Annotated in this window: 17 protein-coding genes; 2 read left to right on the top strand and 15 right to left on the bottom strand. The window is 71.7% G+C overall.

The genetic code is table 11. The features are described 5' to 3' along the window. Nucleotides 1–175: 175 nt before the first annotated feature. The 11 genes from PSED_RS11245 to PSED_RS11195 all read right to left on the bottom strand — a co-directional run bounded on the left by PSED_RS11245 (nt 176) and on the right by PSED_RS11195 (nt 11,619). Nucleotides 176–1,894 carry an FAD-dependent oxidoreductase gene (locus tag PSED_RS11245; protein ID WP_013674359.1) on the bottom strand — a complete coding sequence of 573 codons (1,719 nt, stop codon included), beginning with the start codon at nt 1,892–1,894 and terminating at the stop codon, nt 176–178. Beyond that, nucleotides 1,891–2,163, bottom strand: a complete 273-nt coding sequence (locus PSED_RS11240; protein ID WP_013674358.1) for a UBP-type zinc finger domain-containing protein — start codon at nt 2,161–2,163, stop codon at nt 1,891–1,893. The genes PSED_RS11245 and PSED_RS11240 overlap by 4 nt, the downstream gene beginning before the upstream one ends. Continuing rightward, nucleotides 2,160–2,624, bottom strand: a complete 465-nt coding sequence (trxA, locus tag PSED_RS11235) for a thioredoxin (RefSeq protein ID WP_013674357.1) — start codon at nt 2,622–2,624, stop codon at nt 2,160–2,162. The genes PSED_RS11240 and trxA overlap by 4 nt, the downstream gene beginning before the upstream one ends. After that, nucleotides 2,621–5,245, bottom strand: coding sequence for an ATP-dependent chaperone ClpB (gene clpB, locus PSED_RS11230; protein ID WP_013674356.1), 2,625 nt, complete (start codon nt 5,243–5,245; stop codon nt 2,621–2,623). The genes trxA and clpB overlap by 4 nt, the downstream gene beginning before the upstream one ends. Continuing rightward, nucleotides 5,236–5,628 (bottom strand): chaperone modulator CbpM, encoded by a 393-nt coding sequence (locus PSED_RS11225; protein WP_013674355.1) that lies wholly within the window; start codon nt 5,626–5,628, stop codon nt 5,236–5,238. Before PSED_RS11225 ends, clpB begins: the two co-directional genes overlap by 10 nt. Further along, nucleotides 5,625–6,611 carry a DnaJ C-terminal domain-containing protein gene (locus tag PSED_RS11220; protein ID WP_013674354.1) on the bottom strand — a complete coding sequence of 329 codons (987 nt, stop codon included), beginning with the start codon at nt 6,609–6,611 and terminating at the stop codon, nt 5,625–5,627. The genes PSED_RS11225 and PSED_RS11220 overlap by 4 nt, the downstream gene beginning before the upstream one ends. A gap of 3 nt (nt 6,612–6,614) precedes the next feature. Further along, nucleotides 6,615–7,097: a nucleotide exchange factor GrpE gene (locus tag PSED_RS11215; RefSeq protein WP_233899388.1), complete on the bottom strand. Its 483-nt coding sequence runs from the start codon at nt 7,095–7,097 to the stop codon at nt 6,615–6,617. Between the two features lie 120 nt (nt 7,098–7,217). Continuing rightward, nucleotides 7,218–9,101, bottom strand: coding sequence for a molecular chaperone DnaK (gene dnaK, locus PSED_RS11210; protein ID WP_013674352.1), 1,884 nt, complete (start codon nt 9,099–9,101; stop codon nt 7,218–7,220). 1 nt (nt 9,102) lies between these two features. Further along, nucleotides 9,103–9,426, bottom strand: coding sequence for a hypothetical protein (locus PSED_RS11205; RefSeq protein ID WP_193788437.1), 324 nt, complete (start codon nt 9,424–9,426; stop codon nt 9,103–9,105). 666 nt (nt 9,427–10,092) lie between these two features. Then, nucleotides 10,093–10,827: a DUF1345 domain-containing protein gene (locus PSED_RS11200; RefSeq protein WP_202946365.1), complete on the bottom strand. Its 735-nt coding sequence runs from the start codon at nt 10,825–10,827 to the stop codon at nt 10,093–10,095. 432 nt (nt 10,828–11,259) lie between these two features. Next, nucleotides 11,260–11,619, bottom strand: a complete 360-nt coding sequence (locus PSED_RS11195; RefSeq protein WP_041759522.1) for a hypothetical protein — start codon at nt 11,617–11,619, stop codon at nt 11,260–11,262. Nucleotides 11,620–11,897: 278 nt separating this feature from the next. Between PSED_RS11195 and PSED_RS11190 the strand changes: the two genes are divergently transcribed. Then, nucleotides 11,898–12,782, top strand: a complete 885-nt coding sequence (locus PSED_RS11190) for an IS5 family transposase (protein ID WP_013674029.1) — start codon at nt 11,898–11,900, stop codon at nt 12,780–12,782. Nucleotides 12,783–12,939: 157 nt separating this feature from the next. Here PSED_RS11190 and rpmG read toward each other — a convergent pair whose 3' ends face one another. Continuing rightward, nucleotides 12,940–13,104 (bottom strand): 50S ribosomal protein L33, encoded by a 165-nt coding sequence (rpmG, locus tag PSED_RS11185; protein WP_041759520.1) that lies wholly within the window; start codon nt 13,102–13,104, stop codon nt 12,940–12,942. An 83-nt stretch (nt 13,105–13,187) separates the two neighbouring features. Here rpmG and mrf point away from each other — a divergent pair, with 83 nt between their 5' ends. After that, entirely contained in the window at nt 13,188–14,540 is a 1,353-nt protein-coding gene (mrf, locus tag PSED_RS11180) for a ribosome hibernation factor-recruiting GTPase MRF (protein ID WP_013674347.1), read from the top strand. 354 nt (nt 14,541–14,894) lie between these two features. Here the strand turns inward: mrf and PSED_RS11175 are convergent, their stop codons facing one another. Genes PSED_RS11175 through PSED_RS11165 form a run of 3 tightly spaced genes read right to left on the bottom strand, consistent with a single transcriptional unit; the run spans nt 14,895 to nt 17,649 of the window. Further along, complete coding sequence (locus PSED_RS11175; protein WP_013674346.1) at nt 14,895–15,227, bottom strand: class II aldolase/adducin family protein; 333 nt, start codon at nt 15,225–15,227, stop codon at nt 14,895–14,897. Nucleotides 15,228–15,229: 2 nt separating this feature from the next. Further along, nucleotides 15,230–16,564, bottom strand: a complete 1,335-nt coding sequence (locus PSED_RS11170) for an FAD-binding oxidoreductase (RefSeq protein WP_013674345.1) — start codon at nt 16,562–16,564, stop codon at nt 15,230–15,232. Further along, the gene (locus PSED_RS11165; protein WP_013674344.1) at nt 16,561–17,649 is read right to left on the bottom strand and encodes an LLM class flavin-dependent oxidoreductase; all 1,089 of its coding nucleotides are present in this window, start codon (nt 17,647–17,649) and stop codon (nt 16,561–16,563) included. The genes PSED_RS11170 and PSED_RS11165 overlap by 4 nt, the downstream gene beginning before the upstream one ends. Nucleotide 17,650: the final 1 nt, after the last annotated feature.

Raw genomic sequence — 17,650 nt, 5'->3', positions numbered from 1 at the left:
GTCGCCCGACCGAATCCCGAGGACCAGCGCGGGACGGCGCCTCCGGGAGAAGACGCGGACGACACGACGTTCACCCGGACCACGGCCGAGCGAGCCGGGCTACCCGGGGGACGGTGGGGTGTGTCGACCACGCCAGTTCCGGCGTTGCTTCCGGCGACGTCCTTCTCCTTGCGCGTCACCAGGCCTTGGCCAGGTGCTCGTGCACCATGCGCACCGCCATCGCGCCCTCACCCGCCGCCGAGGCGACCCGCTTCACCGAGCCGCTCCGGACATCGCCGGCTGCGAAGACGCCGGGCAGGCTGGTCTCGAGCAGCAGCGGGTCGGGGCCGCCGGACCTTCCCCGCTGCGCCGGCCGGCGCGCGTCCGGCCCGGTCAGCACGTAGCCACCGGAGTCCAGGGCGACCGAGTCCGGCAGCCACGACGTGCTGGGCTCGCCCCCGATGAACACCATGAGGTCGCGCGCGCGCAGACGCTGCTGCTCACCGGTCACCGTGTCCGTCACGACGACGGCCTCGAGACGGCCGGCCTCGCCCTCCAGGCCCTCCACCATGGTGTGCAGATGCACCTCGATGCACGGATCCTGGACGATCCGGTCGGCGAGGTAGCGCGACATGTTCTCGTCGAGTTCGTGTTCCCTGACCACCAGGTGGACCTCGGCCGCATGGCCCGCGAGGAAGACCGCGGCCTGGCCGGCCGAGTTGCCCCCGCCCACGACCACCACCGGGTCTCCGACGCACTGCTGGGCCTCGATGGGCGTGGCCGCGTAGTACACGCAGGTGTCCTCGAACTGCCTCAGTCCGGGGACCGGGAGCCGGCGGACGCGCACGCCGGACGCGATGATCACCGTGCGGGTGGCCAGCTCACCGCCGTCGGCGAACCGCAGCACGTGGTTTCCGTCGCGCTCCTCCAACCCCACCACCTCCGACGGTACGGACCGCCGCGCCCCGAACTTCTCCGCCTGCAACACGGCGCGCTCGGCCAGCTCGCCCCCGGCGATCCCGGAGGGGAAGCCGAGGTAGTTCTCGATGCACGACGTCCGCGCCGCCTGCCCGCCCAGCGCGACGCCGTCGAGCAGCGCGGTGTCCAGGCCCTCCGAGGCGCCGTACACAGCCGCCGCGAGCCCGGCAGGGCCGGCCCCCACGACCACGAGATCGCAGATCTCCCGGCCGTCACCGATGTCGCAGAGTCCGAACATCGGCGCGAGGTCGGCAGTCGAGGGGTTGCGCAGCAGCCGGTCCCGGTACAGCACGATCGGCGTGTCGCCGGGACCGAGCCCGAGGGAGCGGAGCAGCTGCTCGGCCGTGGGGTCGGTCTCCAGGTCCCGGAAACGGTGCGGGAGCCGGTTGCGGACGGCGAACTCGCGCAGCTGCCTGGTGGTGGCCGAATACCTGGAGCCGATGATCCGGAACCCGATGCCCTCGCCCAGCATCAGCCATCGTCGGACGAGGTAGGCCTGCAGCACGAGATCACCGAAGGCGTGGTCCCGTGCCGCGACGGCACGCAGCCGGTCGGCCGGAACCGCCAGGACCTCACCCGGGTCGACGACGACGTCGCTCAGGAACGCCGGCTGCCGCGTGAGGACACCGAGCTCGCCGAGGAAGCGGCCGGGCCCGTGCAACCGCGCCACACGCTGGTCGGGCGTCCCGAGCGCTTCGACGACGGCGACCCGGCCGGAGAGCACCACGTAGAAGGTGTCCTCCACCTCGCCCTCGGCGACAAGTACGTCCCCGCGTGTCGTGGGCCGACGCTCCCCCCAGGCCGCCAGCTCCCGGAGGCGCGTCTCCTCGAGGCGGGGGAAGGCCCCGGACACGTCCGGCGTCTCCCCGGGCGGCACGTCGGCCAGCAGTTGCTCGACGCCAGGGCTCTGCTGGTCGGCCGACTCCCGGGCGGTCACACCGGTGCCTCGTCGACGAAGCACCACCGCCAGTCCTCGCCCGGCTCGAACGACCGGATGATCGGGTGGCCGACCAGGCCGGCGTGCCGGCGGGCATGCCTGCGCGGGGACTGGTCGCAACAGCCGACGTGCCCGCAGGTCAGGCACAGCCGCAGATGGCCCCAGGGCGATCCGATCCGCAGGCACTCCTGGCATCCCTCGGGCGTGCGGGGCTCGACGTCGTCGCGGACGAACGCCAGGTGCGGGTCGAGCCCTACCGGAACGTTCATCGGTCCTCGGTTCCCTTCGACTGCAGTGCCTGGTCCAGCCAGCTTCGCAACGCCGGCTCCGGTGCGGCTCCGGGCTGGCGGGCGAGTACCTCGCCGTCCCGCAGGACCATCAGGGTGGGGACGGCGCGCACCTCGAACCGCTGGGAGAGCCGGGGCGCCCGGTCGACGTCGACCTTGACCAGCTTGAGCTCGCCGGCTCGCTCGGTGGCCAGCCGTTCGAGGACGGGACTCACCATCCGGCACGGCCCGCACCAGGTCGCCCACAGATCCACGAGTACCGGGACCGGAGCCCGCTCCGCGACCTCGGCGAAGTCGTCGTCGCCCGAGTCGGCGATCCAGGGCAGGCGCTGGTGGCAGTTGCCGCACTTCGGCACCGAGCCTGCGGACACCGGTACCCGGTTCCGCTTCCCGCAGTGCGGGCAGACGATGGTGCTCGTCCGCGCCGTCGCCGAGGCGCTCACGCCTGCGCCCCGACGGGCTGGTGGGTGACGACGAGCCGGTCGTCGCCCACGTCGACCCGGATGGTGGACCCCTCGATGGTTCCGTCGCGCAGCAGCGCGCGGGCAACCTGGGTCTCGACCTCCCGGGCGATGAACCGGCGCAGCGGACGGGCCCCGTACACCGGGTCGTAGCCCTCGTGCGCGATGAAGCGGCGGGCGCCGTCGCCGATCTCCACGGTGATGTTGCGCTCGGCGAGCCGCACGCGCAGGTCGGACAGCATGAGCTCGACGATGTTCTCGATCTCGCCCTGGCTCAGCGGCGTGAACAGCACGGTGTCGTCGACCCGGTTGAGGAACTCGGGCCGGAAGTGGGCCCGCAGCTCGGCCATCACGAGATCACGTGCCTCCGGCTCGAGCCGGCCGTCGTCGGTGACCCCGTCGAGCAGGTACTGCGACCCGATGTTCGACGTCATGATGATGACGGTGTTGCGGAAGTCGACGGTGCGCCCCTGCGCGTCGGTGAGCCGGCCGTCGTCGAGGACCTGCAGCAGCGTGTTGAAGACGTCCGGGTGCGCCTTCTCGATCTCGTCGAAGAGGACGACGGCGTACGGACGGCGGCGGACCGCCTCGGTGAGCTGGCCGCCCTCCTCGTAGCCGACGTAGCCGGGCGGGGCGCCGACCAGCCGGGACACGGTGTGCCGCTCCTGGTACTCGCTCATGTCGATCCGGACGATGTTGTCCTCGGAGTCGAACAGCGCCTCGGCCAGCGCCTTGGCCAGCTCCGTCTTCCCGACACCGGTCGGGCCGAGGAAGATGAACGAGCCGGTCGGCCGTCGCGGGTCCTTCACCCCGGACCTGGCCCGGATGATCGCGTCCGCGACCGCCTGCACGGCCTCGTCCTGGCCCACCACCCGCCGGTGCAGCACCTCGTCCAGGCGCAGCAGCTTCTCCCGCTCGCCCTCGGTCAGCCGGGCGACCGGGATGCCGGTCCACACCGAGACGATCTCTGCGATCTCCTCCGCCGTCACCACCTCGCGCAGCAGCCGGTGCTCGCCCTGCTTCTCGGCGAGCCGACGCTCTTCGGCCTCGAGCTTGCGCTCCAGGTCGGCCTGCCTCGTGAAGCGCAGCTCCGCGGCGCGGTTGAGGTCGTAGGCGCGCTCGGCATCCTGGATGTCGTGGCGGACCTGTTCCAGCTGCGCCCGGAGCTCCTGAACACGCTTGATCGCCTGCCGTTCGGCATTCCACTGGGCGCGCATGGCGTCGGCCTCGCCGCGAAGGTCGGCCAGCTCACGGCGGAGCTGGTCGAGCCGCGCGCGGGATGCGGCGTCCTCCTCCTGGGCGAGCGCCGCCTCCTCGATCTCCAGCCGCATCACCTTGCGGGTGATCTCGTCGAGCTCGGCGGGCATGGAGTCGATCTCGGTGCGCAGCCGGGCGCACGCCTCGTCGACCAGGTCGATGGCCTTGTCGGGCAGAAAACGGTCGGTGAGGTAGCGGTGGCTCAACGTCGCCGCCGCGATCAACGACCCGTCGAGGATCCGGACACCGTGGAACACCTCGAACCGCTCGCGCAACCCGCGCAGGATGGACACCGTGTCCTCGACGGTGGGCTCGTCGACGAAGACGGGCTGGAACCTGCGCTCGAGCGCGGCGTCCTTCTCGACGTGCTGGCGGTACTCGGTGAGCGTGGTCGCACCGATCATGTGCAGCTCACCCCGGGCGAGCATCGGCTTGAGCATGTTGCCGGCATCCATCGATCCCTCGGACGCCCCTGCACCGACGACGTTGTGCAGCTCGTCGACGAACAGCAGGATCCGGCCCTCCGCCGCCTTGACCTCCGACAGCACCGCCTGCAGCCGCTCCTCGAACTCGCCGCGGTACTTCGCCCCGGCCACCAGCAGCCCCATGTCCAGGGCGAAGATGGTGCGTTCGCGCAGGCCTTCGGGAACGTCCCCGTCGACGATGCGCTGGGCCAGACCCTCGACGATGGCGGTCTTGCCGACTCCGGGCTCGCCGAGCAGCACGGGGTTGTTCTTCGACTTCCGGGACAGGATCTGGACGACCCGGCGGATCTCGGCGTCGCGGCCGATCACCGGGTCCAGCCGACCGGAGCGGGCCGACTCCACCAGGTCCATCCCGTACTTCGTCAGGGCCTCGTACGCCCCTTCCGGAGTGGCGGAGGTGACGCGCTGGTTGCCGCGTACCCGCGTCAGGGCGGCGAGGATGGCCTCGCGGGTGACGGTGTGCCGGGCGAGCACCCGACCCGCACCGCCGGCGGACCCCTCGTCCGCCAGAGCCACGAGCAGGTGTTCGACCGACACGTACTCGTCCTTCATCCGCCGTGCCTCTCGGTCGGCGACGTCGAGCACGTTGGCCAGCCGCTGCGTGACCGCGACCTGGCCCGGTTGGGGCCCCGGCCGGGTCGTGCGGGGCTTGCGGCCGAGCTCTTCCTCCAGGTCGGAGCGCAGCGCCCGGACATCGATGCCCATCTCCCCGAGCAGCCGGGGCACCAACCCCTCCGGCTGGTCGAGGAGTGCGGCCAGCAGGTGCTCGCCGTCGACCTCGGTGTGGCCCGCACGGGTGGCCAGGTCCTGTGCGTCGGACAGTGCCTGCTGGGACTTCTGGGTCAGGCGGTTCAGGTCCATCGCTGACTCCGCTCCGGTCGGTCGACGGTCGGTCGAGGAGGAGTGGTGCGTCGCCGCACCGGTTCGGTGCGCCCGCGAACGCGTAGGGCGGTCTCGAGCTCGGTGATCCGGTCGAGGAGGTCGCACACGAGTCCGAGGGCGGCGTAGTTGAGCGGCAGGGCGGTGTGCAGGCGCTGCAACCGTGCGACGGCCGGTACCTGCGCCGGGCCGAACCACAGGGACCCGTCGACGTGACGCGCGGCCGGGATCAGCCCCAGCGCCCAGAACCGCCGCACCAGTTCGGGGTGCAGGCCGCAGCGCCGGGCGAACTCCTCCTCGTGGAGCAGGGCGGGTCTCGGACTCCGGACCAGCGGGTAGCGAAGCGGACGACTCTGCGGGTTCATCGGCGTCTCCTCGCGTCGTCGGTCGTGGCGCGGCGCGGATCGAACGTCGACGTCGTGGCGAGTTCGGAATACAGCTCGCGTTCGCGTTCACCGAGCCGTGCCGGCACCATGATCTTGATCTCGGCGAACAGGTCGCCCGGGTGTCCGGCCGGGTCCGGCATGCCTTGCCCACGCAGGCGGAGGCGTCGTCCGGACGACGAGCCGGACGGCACGGTCACCTTGGTCTCGCCCCCGGGTGCAACGACCGGGACGGTCGCCCCGAGGGCCGCTTCCCACGGGGCGAGCTTCAGATCGACGTGGATGTTCCGGCCCTCCACGCGGAAGAGCGGGTGCGGCAACAGCCGCACCACCAGGTAGAGGTCTCCGGCCGGGCCGTCGCCGAGCCCCCGCCCTCCCTCGCCGGCCAGCCTGATCCGCCGGCCGTCGGTGACGCCGGGTGGGATGGTGACCGTGTAGCTGCGTGGGCCCTCCGGGCCGTTGAGCGTGATCTCCTTGCGCCCGCCGCGATAGGCCTCCTCCACGGTAAGAGGAAGCTCGGCCTCCTGATCCGCTCCCGCAGAGCGGGCCGCACGGGGGCCGCGGCCACGGCCGCCGAACATGCCTCCCAGGAGGTCCTCGAGATCGATACCGTCGAAGCCTCCGCCGACGAATGCCCCGTCGACGTCGAGGCCCTCCGCGGTCCAGGTCGCCCGGCGACCACGACCGGCCCGGCCACCGAATCCACCCGCCCCGGCACCGACGCGCTCCTCCCAGTCCTCGGGAACCCGCCGGAAGTCCTCCCCGAAACGGTCGTAACGCTTGCGGAGCTCCGGGTCCGACAGCACGGAGTACGCCTCGTTGATCTCCTTGAACCGCTCCTCCGCCCCCGGATCCTTGTTCACGTCCGGATGGTTCTGCCGCGCCAACCGTCGGAACGCCTGTTGCAGCTCGTCGGGGCCGGCGTCCCGGGGCACCTCGAGTACCTCGTAGAAGTCGCGGGGCATCGGTCAGCTCTCCTGCCGCTGCGCCACGGTGACGGCTGCCGGTCGGAGCTGGCGTCCGGGGGCGCCGTAGCCGGGCCGGACCACGGAGGCCACCGAACCGGGCGGGGTCCCGGCCCCGTCGGCGTCCACCAGCCCGACCACCTCGTGCCGCGCCGGATCGAACGGCACTCCGGGTTCGTCCTCCCGTCCGTAGCCGAGCCCCGAGACGACGGCGAGGGCCTGCTCACGGAGGGTGCGGATGCCCTCGACGATGGATTCGGGGTCCGCGGCGGCGTGTTCGAGCGCGCGATCGATGGTGTCGAGCACGGGCAGGAACGCCGACGTGACGAGCTCCCGCTCGATCTCGCGCTCGCGCGCGACCTCCCGCGCGTAGCGCTTGCGCAGGTTGTCGAGGTCTGCCGCGGCGCGCCGCCAGCGGTCCTCGGCGGCATCGAGCGCGCGCTGGGTGGGGCCTGCCGTCGCGCCGTCCGCCGGCGGGGGCGCCACCTCCCGCGGAGGTCCGCCGTCCGGGCGAGGCCCTGCCTCGGAGGCTTCCGCGTCCGCAGCCGGTCCACCCTCCGGCCGGGCGGACGGCGTCTTCGATCCGGGCTCTCCCATGGCCAGGGCTCACTTCCGGTCGAACTCGGCGTCGATGACGTCGTCGTCCGCGGCCCCCCTGTCGGCGCCGGTTGCGTCACCGGCGCCCGCGGAAGAGTTGGTCGCCACCGCCTGGAGCCCGGCCACCACCTGCTGCAGCTCGCCGGTCAGCTCGCGGACACGATCGAGCGGCGCCTGATCGGCGACCGCCTGCCGGGCCTCGGTCACCAGCATCTCGGCCCGAGCGCGCTCGTGCGATGGTGCCGAGTCGCCCAGCTCGTCGAGTCGGCGTTGCACCTGGTAGGCGACGCTGTCCAACTGGTTGCGCGCGTCGACCTCCTGCCGGAGTTGCTGGTCCGAAGCCCTGTTCCGCTCGGCCTCCGTGACCATCCGCTCGACCTCGGCGGTGTCCAGGTTGGCGTTCTCGGAGATCGTGATGCCCTGCTCGGCGCCGGTGTCCTTGTCGCGGGCCGTCACGTTGACGATGCCGTTGGCGTCGATGTCGAAGATGACCTCGATCTGTGGCTCCCCGCGCGGCGCCGGTCGGATGCCGGTGAGCTGGAACCGCCCGAGCACCCGGTTGTCCGCCGCGCGCTCGCGCTCGCCCTGCAGCACGACGACGTCGACAGCGGGCTGGTTGTCCGCGGCCGTCGAGAAGACTTCGCTGCGCCGGACCGGGATCGTGGAGTTCCGCTCGACGATCTTGGTCATCAGGCCGCCCTGGGTCTCCACCCCCAGGGACAGCGGCGTGACGTCGAGCAGGAGGACGTCGGAGACCTCACCCTTGAGCACCCCCGCCTGGATCGCGGCGCCGACAGCCACGACCTCGTCGGGGTTGACGGTCATGTTCGGTTCCTTGCCACCGGTCAGGCGGCGCACGAGCGCCTGCACCGCGGGTATCCGGGTCGACCCGCCGACCAGGATGACCTCGTCGACGTCGTCCGTCCCCACCTTGGCGTCCGACATGGCCTGACGCACCGGCCCCATCGTCCGCTCGACGAGATCCGCCGTGAGTTGCTCGAACCTCGAGCGCATCAACGTCATCGCCAGATGCTTCGGCCCGTTCGCGTCCGCGGTGACGAAGGGCAGGTTGACCTGGGTCTGGCTGACCGAGCTCAACTCGACCTTCGCCTTCTCGGCGGCCTCGTACAGCCGCTGCAGCGCCTGCGGGTCCTTGCGCAGGTCGATGCCGTTCTCCTTCTGGAACTCCTCGGCGAGGTGATCGACGATCCGCCGGTCGAAGTCGTCACCTCCGAGGTGGGTGTCACCGGCGGTGGCACGTACCTCGACGACGCCGTCGCCGACGTCGAGGACGCTGACGTCGAACGTCCCGCCGCCGAGGTCGAACACCAGCACGGTCTCGTGCTGGCCCTTGTCCATCCCGTAGGCGAGCGCCGCGGCGGTCGGCTCGTTGATGATCCTCAGAACCTCGAGGCCGGCGATCTTCCCCGCATCCCGGGTTGCGGTTCGCTGCGCGTCGTTGAAGTAGGCGGGGACAGTGATCACCGCCTCGGTGACCCGCTCGCCGAGGTGCCGTCCGGCGTCGTCGGCAAGTTTGCGCAGGATCAGGGCGGAGATCTCCTCCGGCGCATACAGCTTGTCCCGCACCTTGATCCGGGCGAGCCCGTTCGCATCGGGAACCACGTCGTAGGTGACCTGACCGGCCTCCTCCTCGACCTCCTCGAACCTGCGGCCGACGAACCGCTTGACCGAGTAGATCGTCCCCTTCGGGTTGAGGATCGCCTGCCGACGGGCCAACTGGCCGACCAGACGCTCCCCGTTCTCGGTGAACGCCACCACCGACGGCGTCGTGCGAGCCCCCTCGGCGTTGGGGACGACCGAGCCCTCACCGCCCTCCCACGCGGCGATGACCGAGTTCGTCGTCCCGAGATCGATACCAACCGCGCGCGCCAACTCAAACCCTCCCTGCGAGCAGCCGGGCGGCCTTGCCGGCCACCTCGTCGGCCACGTCGTCGTCGACAACCAGTTCCAACCGCTGGGGTCGTGTGAAGGCCACCGACGCGGAGTCCCGGCGACCTCCCTGAAGCACGTAGCCGATCACCGCTCCGCTGAGCAGTCCGTAGAGGGCGAGCGGAACCGCCCTCACCAACGGATCGGCCCAGCCGAAGCGTCCGGAGATCCAGCCGAGTTGCGCGCCCGGGACGGCTCCGCCCGCCGCACCCCGCCGGGCGGCAGTGGGGTCGTTCAGCTTTCCGGTCACCTGCTCGACGGTCAGCACGTCCTGACCGAGGATGTCGACCCGCTCGACCGGGAAGTCGAGGTCGGCGAGCCGTCGACCGCACGCCCGGCGTCGGCGTGGTCGGTGGACGAGGCGCCGGGGCCACCGGGAGACCACGGGTGGGCAGCAGCGCCCCCTCGCGAGCCGGTCGGGTCCTTCAGAGTCACGGGTGTTCCTCCTGTCGGGTTGAGGTCGACGGAGAGCCCCCGACCCCGCGCTGGCCACATCGAAGTCCGGCCGCACTATGCCGTCCCACACTCGTGTGTCGCCCCCGACGACGGCAATCGGTCGTTCTGCCGATGGGGGCACGCAGTGGCGCCCGGCCGGAGAAGGTGCAGCCCGCCCGCACGCCCTGGTCACCGCCCCCAGTCGCACACACCGACCGAAGTGGTGTGCGACGCCGCGCCGAGTGAGCCGGTTCCAAACGGCCGTGCGGGTCGTCTCCAGGCTCGGTCCTGCCTGGCGGGCGACGTCCTGCGGATGGGGCGCACCCACGCCACCTCCCGCTCGGCAACGGCGCGGTACACGGCGGCCTCCGCTCCTGCCGGATCCTCTGCACGCATGCTCTCTCCTCCGGTCGGCCGCCGCGACGGCGTTCGGCTTCACGACGGTCGGTCCGGTCGCGAGCGGGGCGGTTGCAGCCGGATGCCTACTTCCGGCGCACCGTCACAGGTTGGTCAGCAGGCTGACGGCGACAGCGATCACCACGGTGCCGAACAGGTAGGACAGGAGCGCGTGCCCCAGACCCACCTTGCGCATCTGCGTCGTCGCCAATCGGGTCTCGGAAACGGCGAACGTCATGCCGACGGTGAACGCCACGTAGGCAAAATCGGCGTAGACCGGCGGCTCGTCCTGGTGGAACTCGATGCCGCCGTCCTTGCCCGCGAAGAAGAGCCTCGCGTACTTGAGGGCGAAGACCGTGTTCATCAACACCCAGGACAGGATCGCGTCGACCACGGCGAGGACGACGACGGCCACGGCCACGGCGTCGTGCCGGCCGGCGCTGGCGACGGCTTCGAGAACCGCGACCAGGCTGGCCACGGCCGCGACGAGAACCGCCGTGTCCGTGACGTGGGACCGTCCTTCTTCCTCCGCCAGGCGCTTGGTGCCCCGCTGGTCCTGCGGCCAGCAGATGCGGCAGACCCACACCAGTACGACCGAGGCGGCAACGGCCCAGCCGACGAGGATCGCCAGCTGAGCCGGGCCGAGCAGGGCCACGACGACTGCAGCCGCGGTGCCCGCGGCGAGCGACACCGCCAGGCGACGCCAGGAGATGATCCGGCGCTCCGGCCCTCCCATCGCGCCGGCGGCGCTCGCCACGGAAGCACCGCGGCCATGCGGGCCACCTCTCCCCGACGAACCCGGCTCAGGAGGACGACGCACGCGCACCTGCCCGAGCATCCGCACCGGCGAACTCCTGAACGCCGACCAGCACGTTCACGTTGCCTCCTTGTCGCCGTCGGCCCTCCGGGCCGCCGTGAGCATCGACGCAGGGCGACGCCGGACGCTGATCCATCCGACCCCAGGCGCAGACGCAGCGGTATCGGCAGACATGCCCATCCCGGGCCGCGGCGCCCGCGGATCGGTACTTCTGCCGATGTCATCACCTCAGGAGGAGCCGGTGATCCGGTACGCGACGTTCATCCACGCCGTCGGCGAGCAGGCCGGCGCGCCCGAGAGCGAGGAGGCTCACGGCGCGGCGGATGCGTTCATCGCCGCCGTGGCAGGCTCGTCGGCGGAGTCCGAACCGCGAACGGCCGGCCGCGGTCCTGGCCGCTCCTCACTGCTCCCCACAGAGCCGTGGAAGGCCAGTCAGACGACCGGAGACGTAGCTCAGTTCATAGTCTGTCTCGGTACCGCGAGAACTGGAGGCGCGAGGAGTATCCGCCCGTGCAGGGCCGTCGGGAGCGCGGTGGCGGCGGGGCCGCCCGTGGTCAGCCACCGCAACAGCGACTCCCGCTCGCGCTCCTGGCGGAGTGGGCCGAGCCACAGCGTCGGGCCGACCGCACCGTCGCGACGGCGCATGGGCTGCACCCCGATGACCGGGGCGCCCGGCCAACCCGAGGGCTCCTGCAGCCGGACCAGGACACCACCGGCACTGTGCCGGACGGCCTCGCGCAGACGGCTGTAGAACTCCGGCGCCAAGCCGGAACCGGTCGCCGCGATGGCGACGTAGCCGTCCCATTCGGTCACCGGACGTACTGAGCGAGAGGTCGTCCGCCGACAGGTGCGGCGGGGCCCGCTCCACGTCGTGCGTTGGGTCTCGTCCATGGGCATTCCTCCGAGGGGATGCGGCGCGTCGAAGCGCTCGTCCCGGGACATGCGCTCTCGAGCCGACCGGCCACGCGCCGCGGCGGTGGTTGTTTGCGGGCGATCTTCGCGGTGGTGGCCTCAGAGAGTGTTGTGAAACCTGGTGATCACTCGGCGTGGCGGCCGTAGTAGTCGCCCGGACCTGTTGATCATCCGGTCGGGTGTGTGTCTGTACCTGCAAACCGGCGTATGACTCCTCGGTGACCGACGCCCAGTGGGTGTTGATCGAGCCGTTGCTGCCCCGCCCGGCGGCGGTGTTGGGCGGGCGCCCATACGTGCACTCCCGCCGGTTGATCATCGACACGATCTCTTATGTGCTGGTCAGCGGGTGCGCCTGGCGGCTGGTCCCGCACGATCTGGCCCCGTGGAGCATCGCCTACCAGTGGTTTCGGGCCTGGACCCGCGACGGCACCTGGGACCGGGTCCACGAGGTGCTGCGTGAACGGGTCCGCATCGCCGACGGGCGTGACCCGCAGCCCTCGGCGGCGGTGCTGGACTCCCAGTCGGCGAGGTCCAGCGAGGGCGGTGAACAGATCGGCTACGACGCCGGTAAACGCGTCCGGGGCCGCAAGCGCCACCTGCTGGTCGACACCCTGGGCCTGGTGCTGCACGTGGTGGTGCACTCGGCGTCGGTGCAGGACCGGGCCGGGGCCCGGTTGATGCTCACCGGTGCCCGCGGCCGGTTCCCGCTGCTCGGGTTGGTGTGGGTCGACGGCGGTTACGTCAACTCGGTGGACGCCGGCCTGGTCGGTTGGGCCCGGCGCAGTGAGGGGCTGGAGGTGGTCGCGGTGCCGCGTAACGCCGACGTGAAAGGGTTCCAGGTGCTGCCCCGCCGGTGGGTGGTCGAGAGAACCTTCGGCTGGTTGACGAGGTGTAGACGGTTGGCCCGGGACTACGAACGTAAGACCGCCCACGCCGAGGCGATGATCAAGTTCGCGATGATCCGGCTGATGGCCGCCCGCCTCGCCGGTGAGGAACTCCCCGCTCCCCGCAGCGACATCGAGAAGGAAGCCGCCCGCCGACTAGCAGAAGACCTCAAAGACTGACCACCGAGGTTCTACAACACTCTCTCAGACCGTCCCTCCTCGGAGGGTCCTTCCGACCGACCGCGTCTCGCGTACATCGAGCCCGCAGGTGTGCAGGGGGTCGGCCGTGCGCCGCGCCGTTCGCAGGACGCGCGGACCACGTGCTGATGTCGGCATCTCAACGCTCTTCGCGGAACTCGACGTGCGCGCGGATCTTCGGGTCGTACTTGCGCAGCACCATCCGGTCGGGGTCGTTGCGCCGGTTCTTGCGCGTCACGTACGTCGTCCCGGTCCCCGCGGTCGACCGCACCCTCACGATCGGGCGCAGCTGGTTCCTCATCACTCGCACACCTTCCAAACTCACATGACATTCATTTTCACTTAAGGTAGCACCCGTCCGCCACTCGTCAGCCTTCGAGGAGCGCCGTGCCACTCGATCCCCGCCGACCGACCGGCCCCGAACCCACGACCGAGCTGGTCGTGCTCGCCGGCCTGACACCCGACGGCACCGAGCAGATCGCGCAGCTGATGCTCGCCGAGCCCGGAACCGTCGTCGTCCACCACGACCTGCGCCACCTCGGCGACGGACGTGTCTTCCGCCGCATCCGCGACGCGACCTCGGACACGGCCACGGAGGTGGAGCTCGCGCACGGCTGCCTCTCCTGCACGCTGCGCGACGATCTCCTGCCGCGGGTCGTCGAGCTGACCGGCCAGGCCCGCCGCGTCGTTGTGCACCTGGATCCGGTGCTCGAACCCGAGCAGGTCTGTTTCGCCCTCGCCCACCTCCTCCTCGGTGACGAGCCGGCCGCCACGACCGTCACCGATGTCGTGGACCTGCTCGGGGTCATCACCGTTATCGACGTGGCGACCTGGTTCGACGACGCCACCGGCGAGGAGACCGTCGCCGAGCGCGGGCTCGTCGAGCTGTTCGACGACGAGCGCACGATCGCGCAGCTCGCCACGGCGCAGGTCGAGTTCGCCGACCTGATCGTCCGGTGCGGCACCGCGCCGGCGCGGGAGTTGGCGCGCACCAACGCCGTGCTCGCCCGGCTGTCCCCGACCGCCGGCCAGGTGCGGCTGGCCGACGCGGCCCTCGATCCCGCTGTGCTCAGCCTCGCCGTCGTCGCACCGGAGGCTCGCCGTGGTCGCCCCGACGGCGTGCACGCCCCACTACTGCGGGGTGCCCCACCGCTGGACTCCGACTGCGGCGTGTCCCTGTTCGCCTTCTCCGACCGCCGGCCGTTCCATCCGCAACGCCTGCATGACGCGGTCGACCTGCTGCTCGACGGCGTCGTTCGCTCCCGTGGCCGGGTGTGGCTGGCCACCCGTCCCGCCGAGGTCCTGTGGCTGGAGTCGGCGGGCGGGGGCCTGCGCCTCGGGCGGGCGGGCCACTGGCTCGCCGACGCAGGCGAGGAGGCATGGGAACACGCCACCCCCGAGCGAGCAGCGATGGCGTCGCTGGGCTGGGACGAGCACTACGGCGATCGATCCCAGGACATCACGGTCCTGACCTACGCCGCGGACCACGCCGAGATGTCCGCCGCCCTCCACGCCGCGCTGCTCACCGACGACGAGCTCGCGGCCGGAGAACGAGCGTGGGCGCAGCTCCCCGATCCGTTCGGCTCGTGGCAGGAACACGGCACCGGAGACGCCGACGGGTGCCGTCACGAGCGCGACGACCAGGCCGGCGCCGCCGGTCGCGCGCGGGCCGAGGCGGGAGCGCGTGAGCCGACCGGGGCCGGTGTGGCCGGCCCCGCGCCGCCGGAGGCGGCGCGTTGACGTTGTGGATCAGGACAACCACGCCACGACGCAGTTAGGCATTGCGGAGTCGGCCGACCTTGTCGGCCTCAGCGACGACACGGTGCGCGGCCCCGTCGATGCCGGCGCATTCCGGCGAGTCGAGCTGCCTGCTCATCGAGGACGTGGACCTTGTGGCTCACCTGGCCGAGCACGGGCCCACCCCGAAGGACCCACCAATGTCACCTGCTCGGCCCGCAACCGGCGCGTCGGGCCCGGGATCTCCGTGGTCGAGGGACCGGCGGTGTCACAGGTCGAGCTGCAGTACGGCCGGCTCGGCGGCTTTCTCTATCGCCTCCTCCGCCGCACGGGCCGCTGGTCCGGCCTGACCGGCCCTCAGAGCAGCAGGTCCGCCTCGTCGTGGATCGTCTGGGACACCGCAGCGTCCGCGGCGCCCTGCACGATCCGGCCCGCCGGGTCGTCGGCTGCGAAGACGAGCAGCAGGTCCGAGACCCGGACCCGGCCGAACGGGACCTTCCACGGGTTGACCCAGAACAGGTCGTCGGAGGCGGGGTCACGAACGGTGAGGTGGCCGTTGAAGCCGAACTCGTACCCCAGCTTCGCGAACAGCCGCAGCGTCGCCGCGAGCGCTACCTTGCGACGCTCCCGTTCCCTGGCGACGTCGTCGGCGAAGTCCGCGGGGGCAGGCGCGTCAGTGGTCGTGGTCATGGTCAGACCTTCTTTCCGGGGTTGAGGATCGCGTTCGGGTCGAAAACCGCCTTGAGCTCGCGCTGCAGGTCGACGACGTCGGGTCCGAGCTCGTCGACGAGCCACCGGCGTTTGAGCAGCCCGACCCCGTGCTCGCCGGTGAGGGTGCCGCCGAGGTCGAGCGCGGCCGTGAAGACCTCGCCGGCGGCCGTCCAGACGTCCTCGTCGAACGCGCGGCCGTGGTCGAGGACCAGGATCGGGTGGAGGTTGCCGTCCCCGGCGTGGGCCATCGTGGCGATCCGGATTCCGGAACGGACGCCGATCTTCTCGATCGCGGCCACCGCGTCGGCCATCCGGGAGCGAGGCACCGCCACGTCCTCGATCAGGACGCGGCCGTGGCGTTCCAGTGCGGGCAGCGCCGCCCGCCGGGTCGCCAGCAGCGCCTCGGCACGCACCGGGTCGGTGGTGACCTCGACGTCGCCGGACAGCGGCTCGACGACGGCACGGACCGCGTCCATCTCGACGTCAGCTCCCGGCCCGTCGGTCTGCACGAGGAGGAACGCCGCACCCCGCGCCCGGAGTGCAGTGCCGTCGGCGTCGTCGATCGCGTCGAGGCACACCCGGTCGAGCAGCTCGGCGATCGCGGGCTGCAGCCGTGCCGCGGTGACGGCGGCCGCCGCGGTGGTCGCCGCGACGAAGTCGGGGAAGAACGCGGCCAGGGTCGCGGTCCGCACCGGAGCAGGGCGCAGCCTCACGGTCGCGCCCACGATCACCCCGAGTGTCCCCTCGGAGCCGACGAACAGCGCCGTCAGGTCGTACCCGGCGACGCCCTTCACGGTGCGCCTACCCGTGCCGACCCGCCTGCCGTCGGCGAGCACGACGTCGAGGCCGAGGACCGAGTCCCGGGTGACGCCGTACTTGGCGCAGCGCAGCCCGCCGGCGTTCGTGGCGATGTTGCCGCCGATGGTGGAGATCGCGACGCTGGCCGGGTCGGGGGCGTAGCGCAGCCCGTAGCGGCCGGCGGCCCGGTCGAGGTCCGACGTGATCACGCCGGGTTCGACCACCGCGAGCTCGTCGGTCGCGGAGATCTCGACGATCCGGCTCATCCGGGACAGGTCGAGGACGATCGAACCGTCGGTCGCGACCGCCCCGCCCGACAGGCCGGTCCCCGCGCCACGCGTGACGACCGGTGTCCCGTCGGCGTTCGCGATCCGCAGCACCTCGGCGACCTCGTCAGCCGACTCCGCGAACACGACCGCGCGCGGGCGTCCGCCGGGATCGAACCCGGACCGGTCGAGCCGGCGGGCATCGAGGACGGCCGGGTCGGTGGCCCATCCCGCGGGCAGCAGCGACGTCACGCGATCTCCTGCACGCTGCCCGCGTCCCGGTGCGCCAGCTCCTGGCGCACCAACGGCACGATGTGCCGGGCGTAGTCGATCGCGTCGGTGAGCGGGTCCCAGCCACGGATGGACAGCAGCTCGCAGCCGATGTCGACGTAGTCCAGGAGCGCCTTCGCGACGGTCTCGTAGCTGCCGACGAGGGCGGTGGTGCTGCCCGGCTGCGCCGTGGCCTCGACGAGCGGGGTCCAGAGCGCCCGGTCGTGCCGGTCGCCGCGGGCGGCCACGGCCCGCAGCCGCTGCGACCCGACGTTCGGCGGCCGCCACCCGTTGACGGACCCGTTGGCGCGCACCGCCCCCAGGACGTCGTGGGCCTTCTCCCAGGCCAGCTCGTCGGTGGCCGCGACGATCGGCCGGAACGACACCCAGATGCGCGGGTGCGGCCGGCCGGCGGCGTCGGCGTGGGCGTTGACCGCGGCGATCTGCTGGGCGGTCTCGGCGAGCGGCTCGCCCCACAGCCCGAAGATGTCGCCCAGCTGCCCGCCGATCCGGTAGGCGTGCTCGGACGAGCCGCCGACCGAGATCGGCAGCGCGTCCTGCACGGGCAGGATGTCGGTGGCGAAGTCCTCGAAGCGGTAGTACCGGCCCTCGTGGCTGACGGGCTGCCCCTCGGACTCCCAGATCTGCCGCAGGATCCGGACGAACTCCTCGGAGCGGGCGTACCGCTCGGACTTGTCGAGGTAGTCGCCCTCGCGTCGCTGCTCCTGGTCGTCGCCGCCGGAGATGATGTGCACGCCCATCCGCCCGCCGCCGATCCGGTCCAGGGTGGCGAAGACCTTGGCGGCCTGGGTCGGCGCGACGAAACCGGGCCGGTGCGCCACCATGGGCGCGATCCGCTCGGAGTGGTTGAGCACGAACTGGGCGAGTTGGTTCGCGTCGACCGACGACGAGCCGTATGCCACGAGGGTCCAGTCGAAGCCGCCGTCGTCGAGGGCGCGCACGAACCGGCGGGTGTACTCGGGATCGAAGGACCCGCGGCGGCGACCGCCGGGGGTGGCCTCGGTGGTCGGCGTCGTGTGGACGGCGCTGATGAACTCGACGGCCACG

The sequence above is a fragment of the Pseudonocardia benzenivorans CB1190 genome (assembly GCF_000196675.2).
Classification (GTDB): Bacteria; Actinomycetota; Actinomycetes; order Mycobacteriales; family Pseudonocardiaceae; genus Pseudonocardia; species Pseudonocardia benzenivorans.
This window is presented reverse-complemented; position numbering and strand designations above follow the sequence as displayed.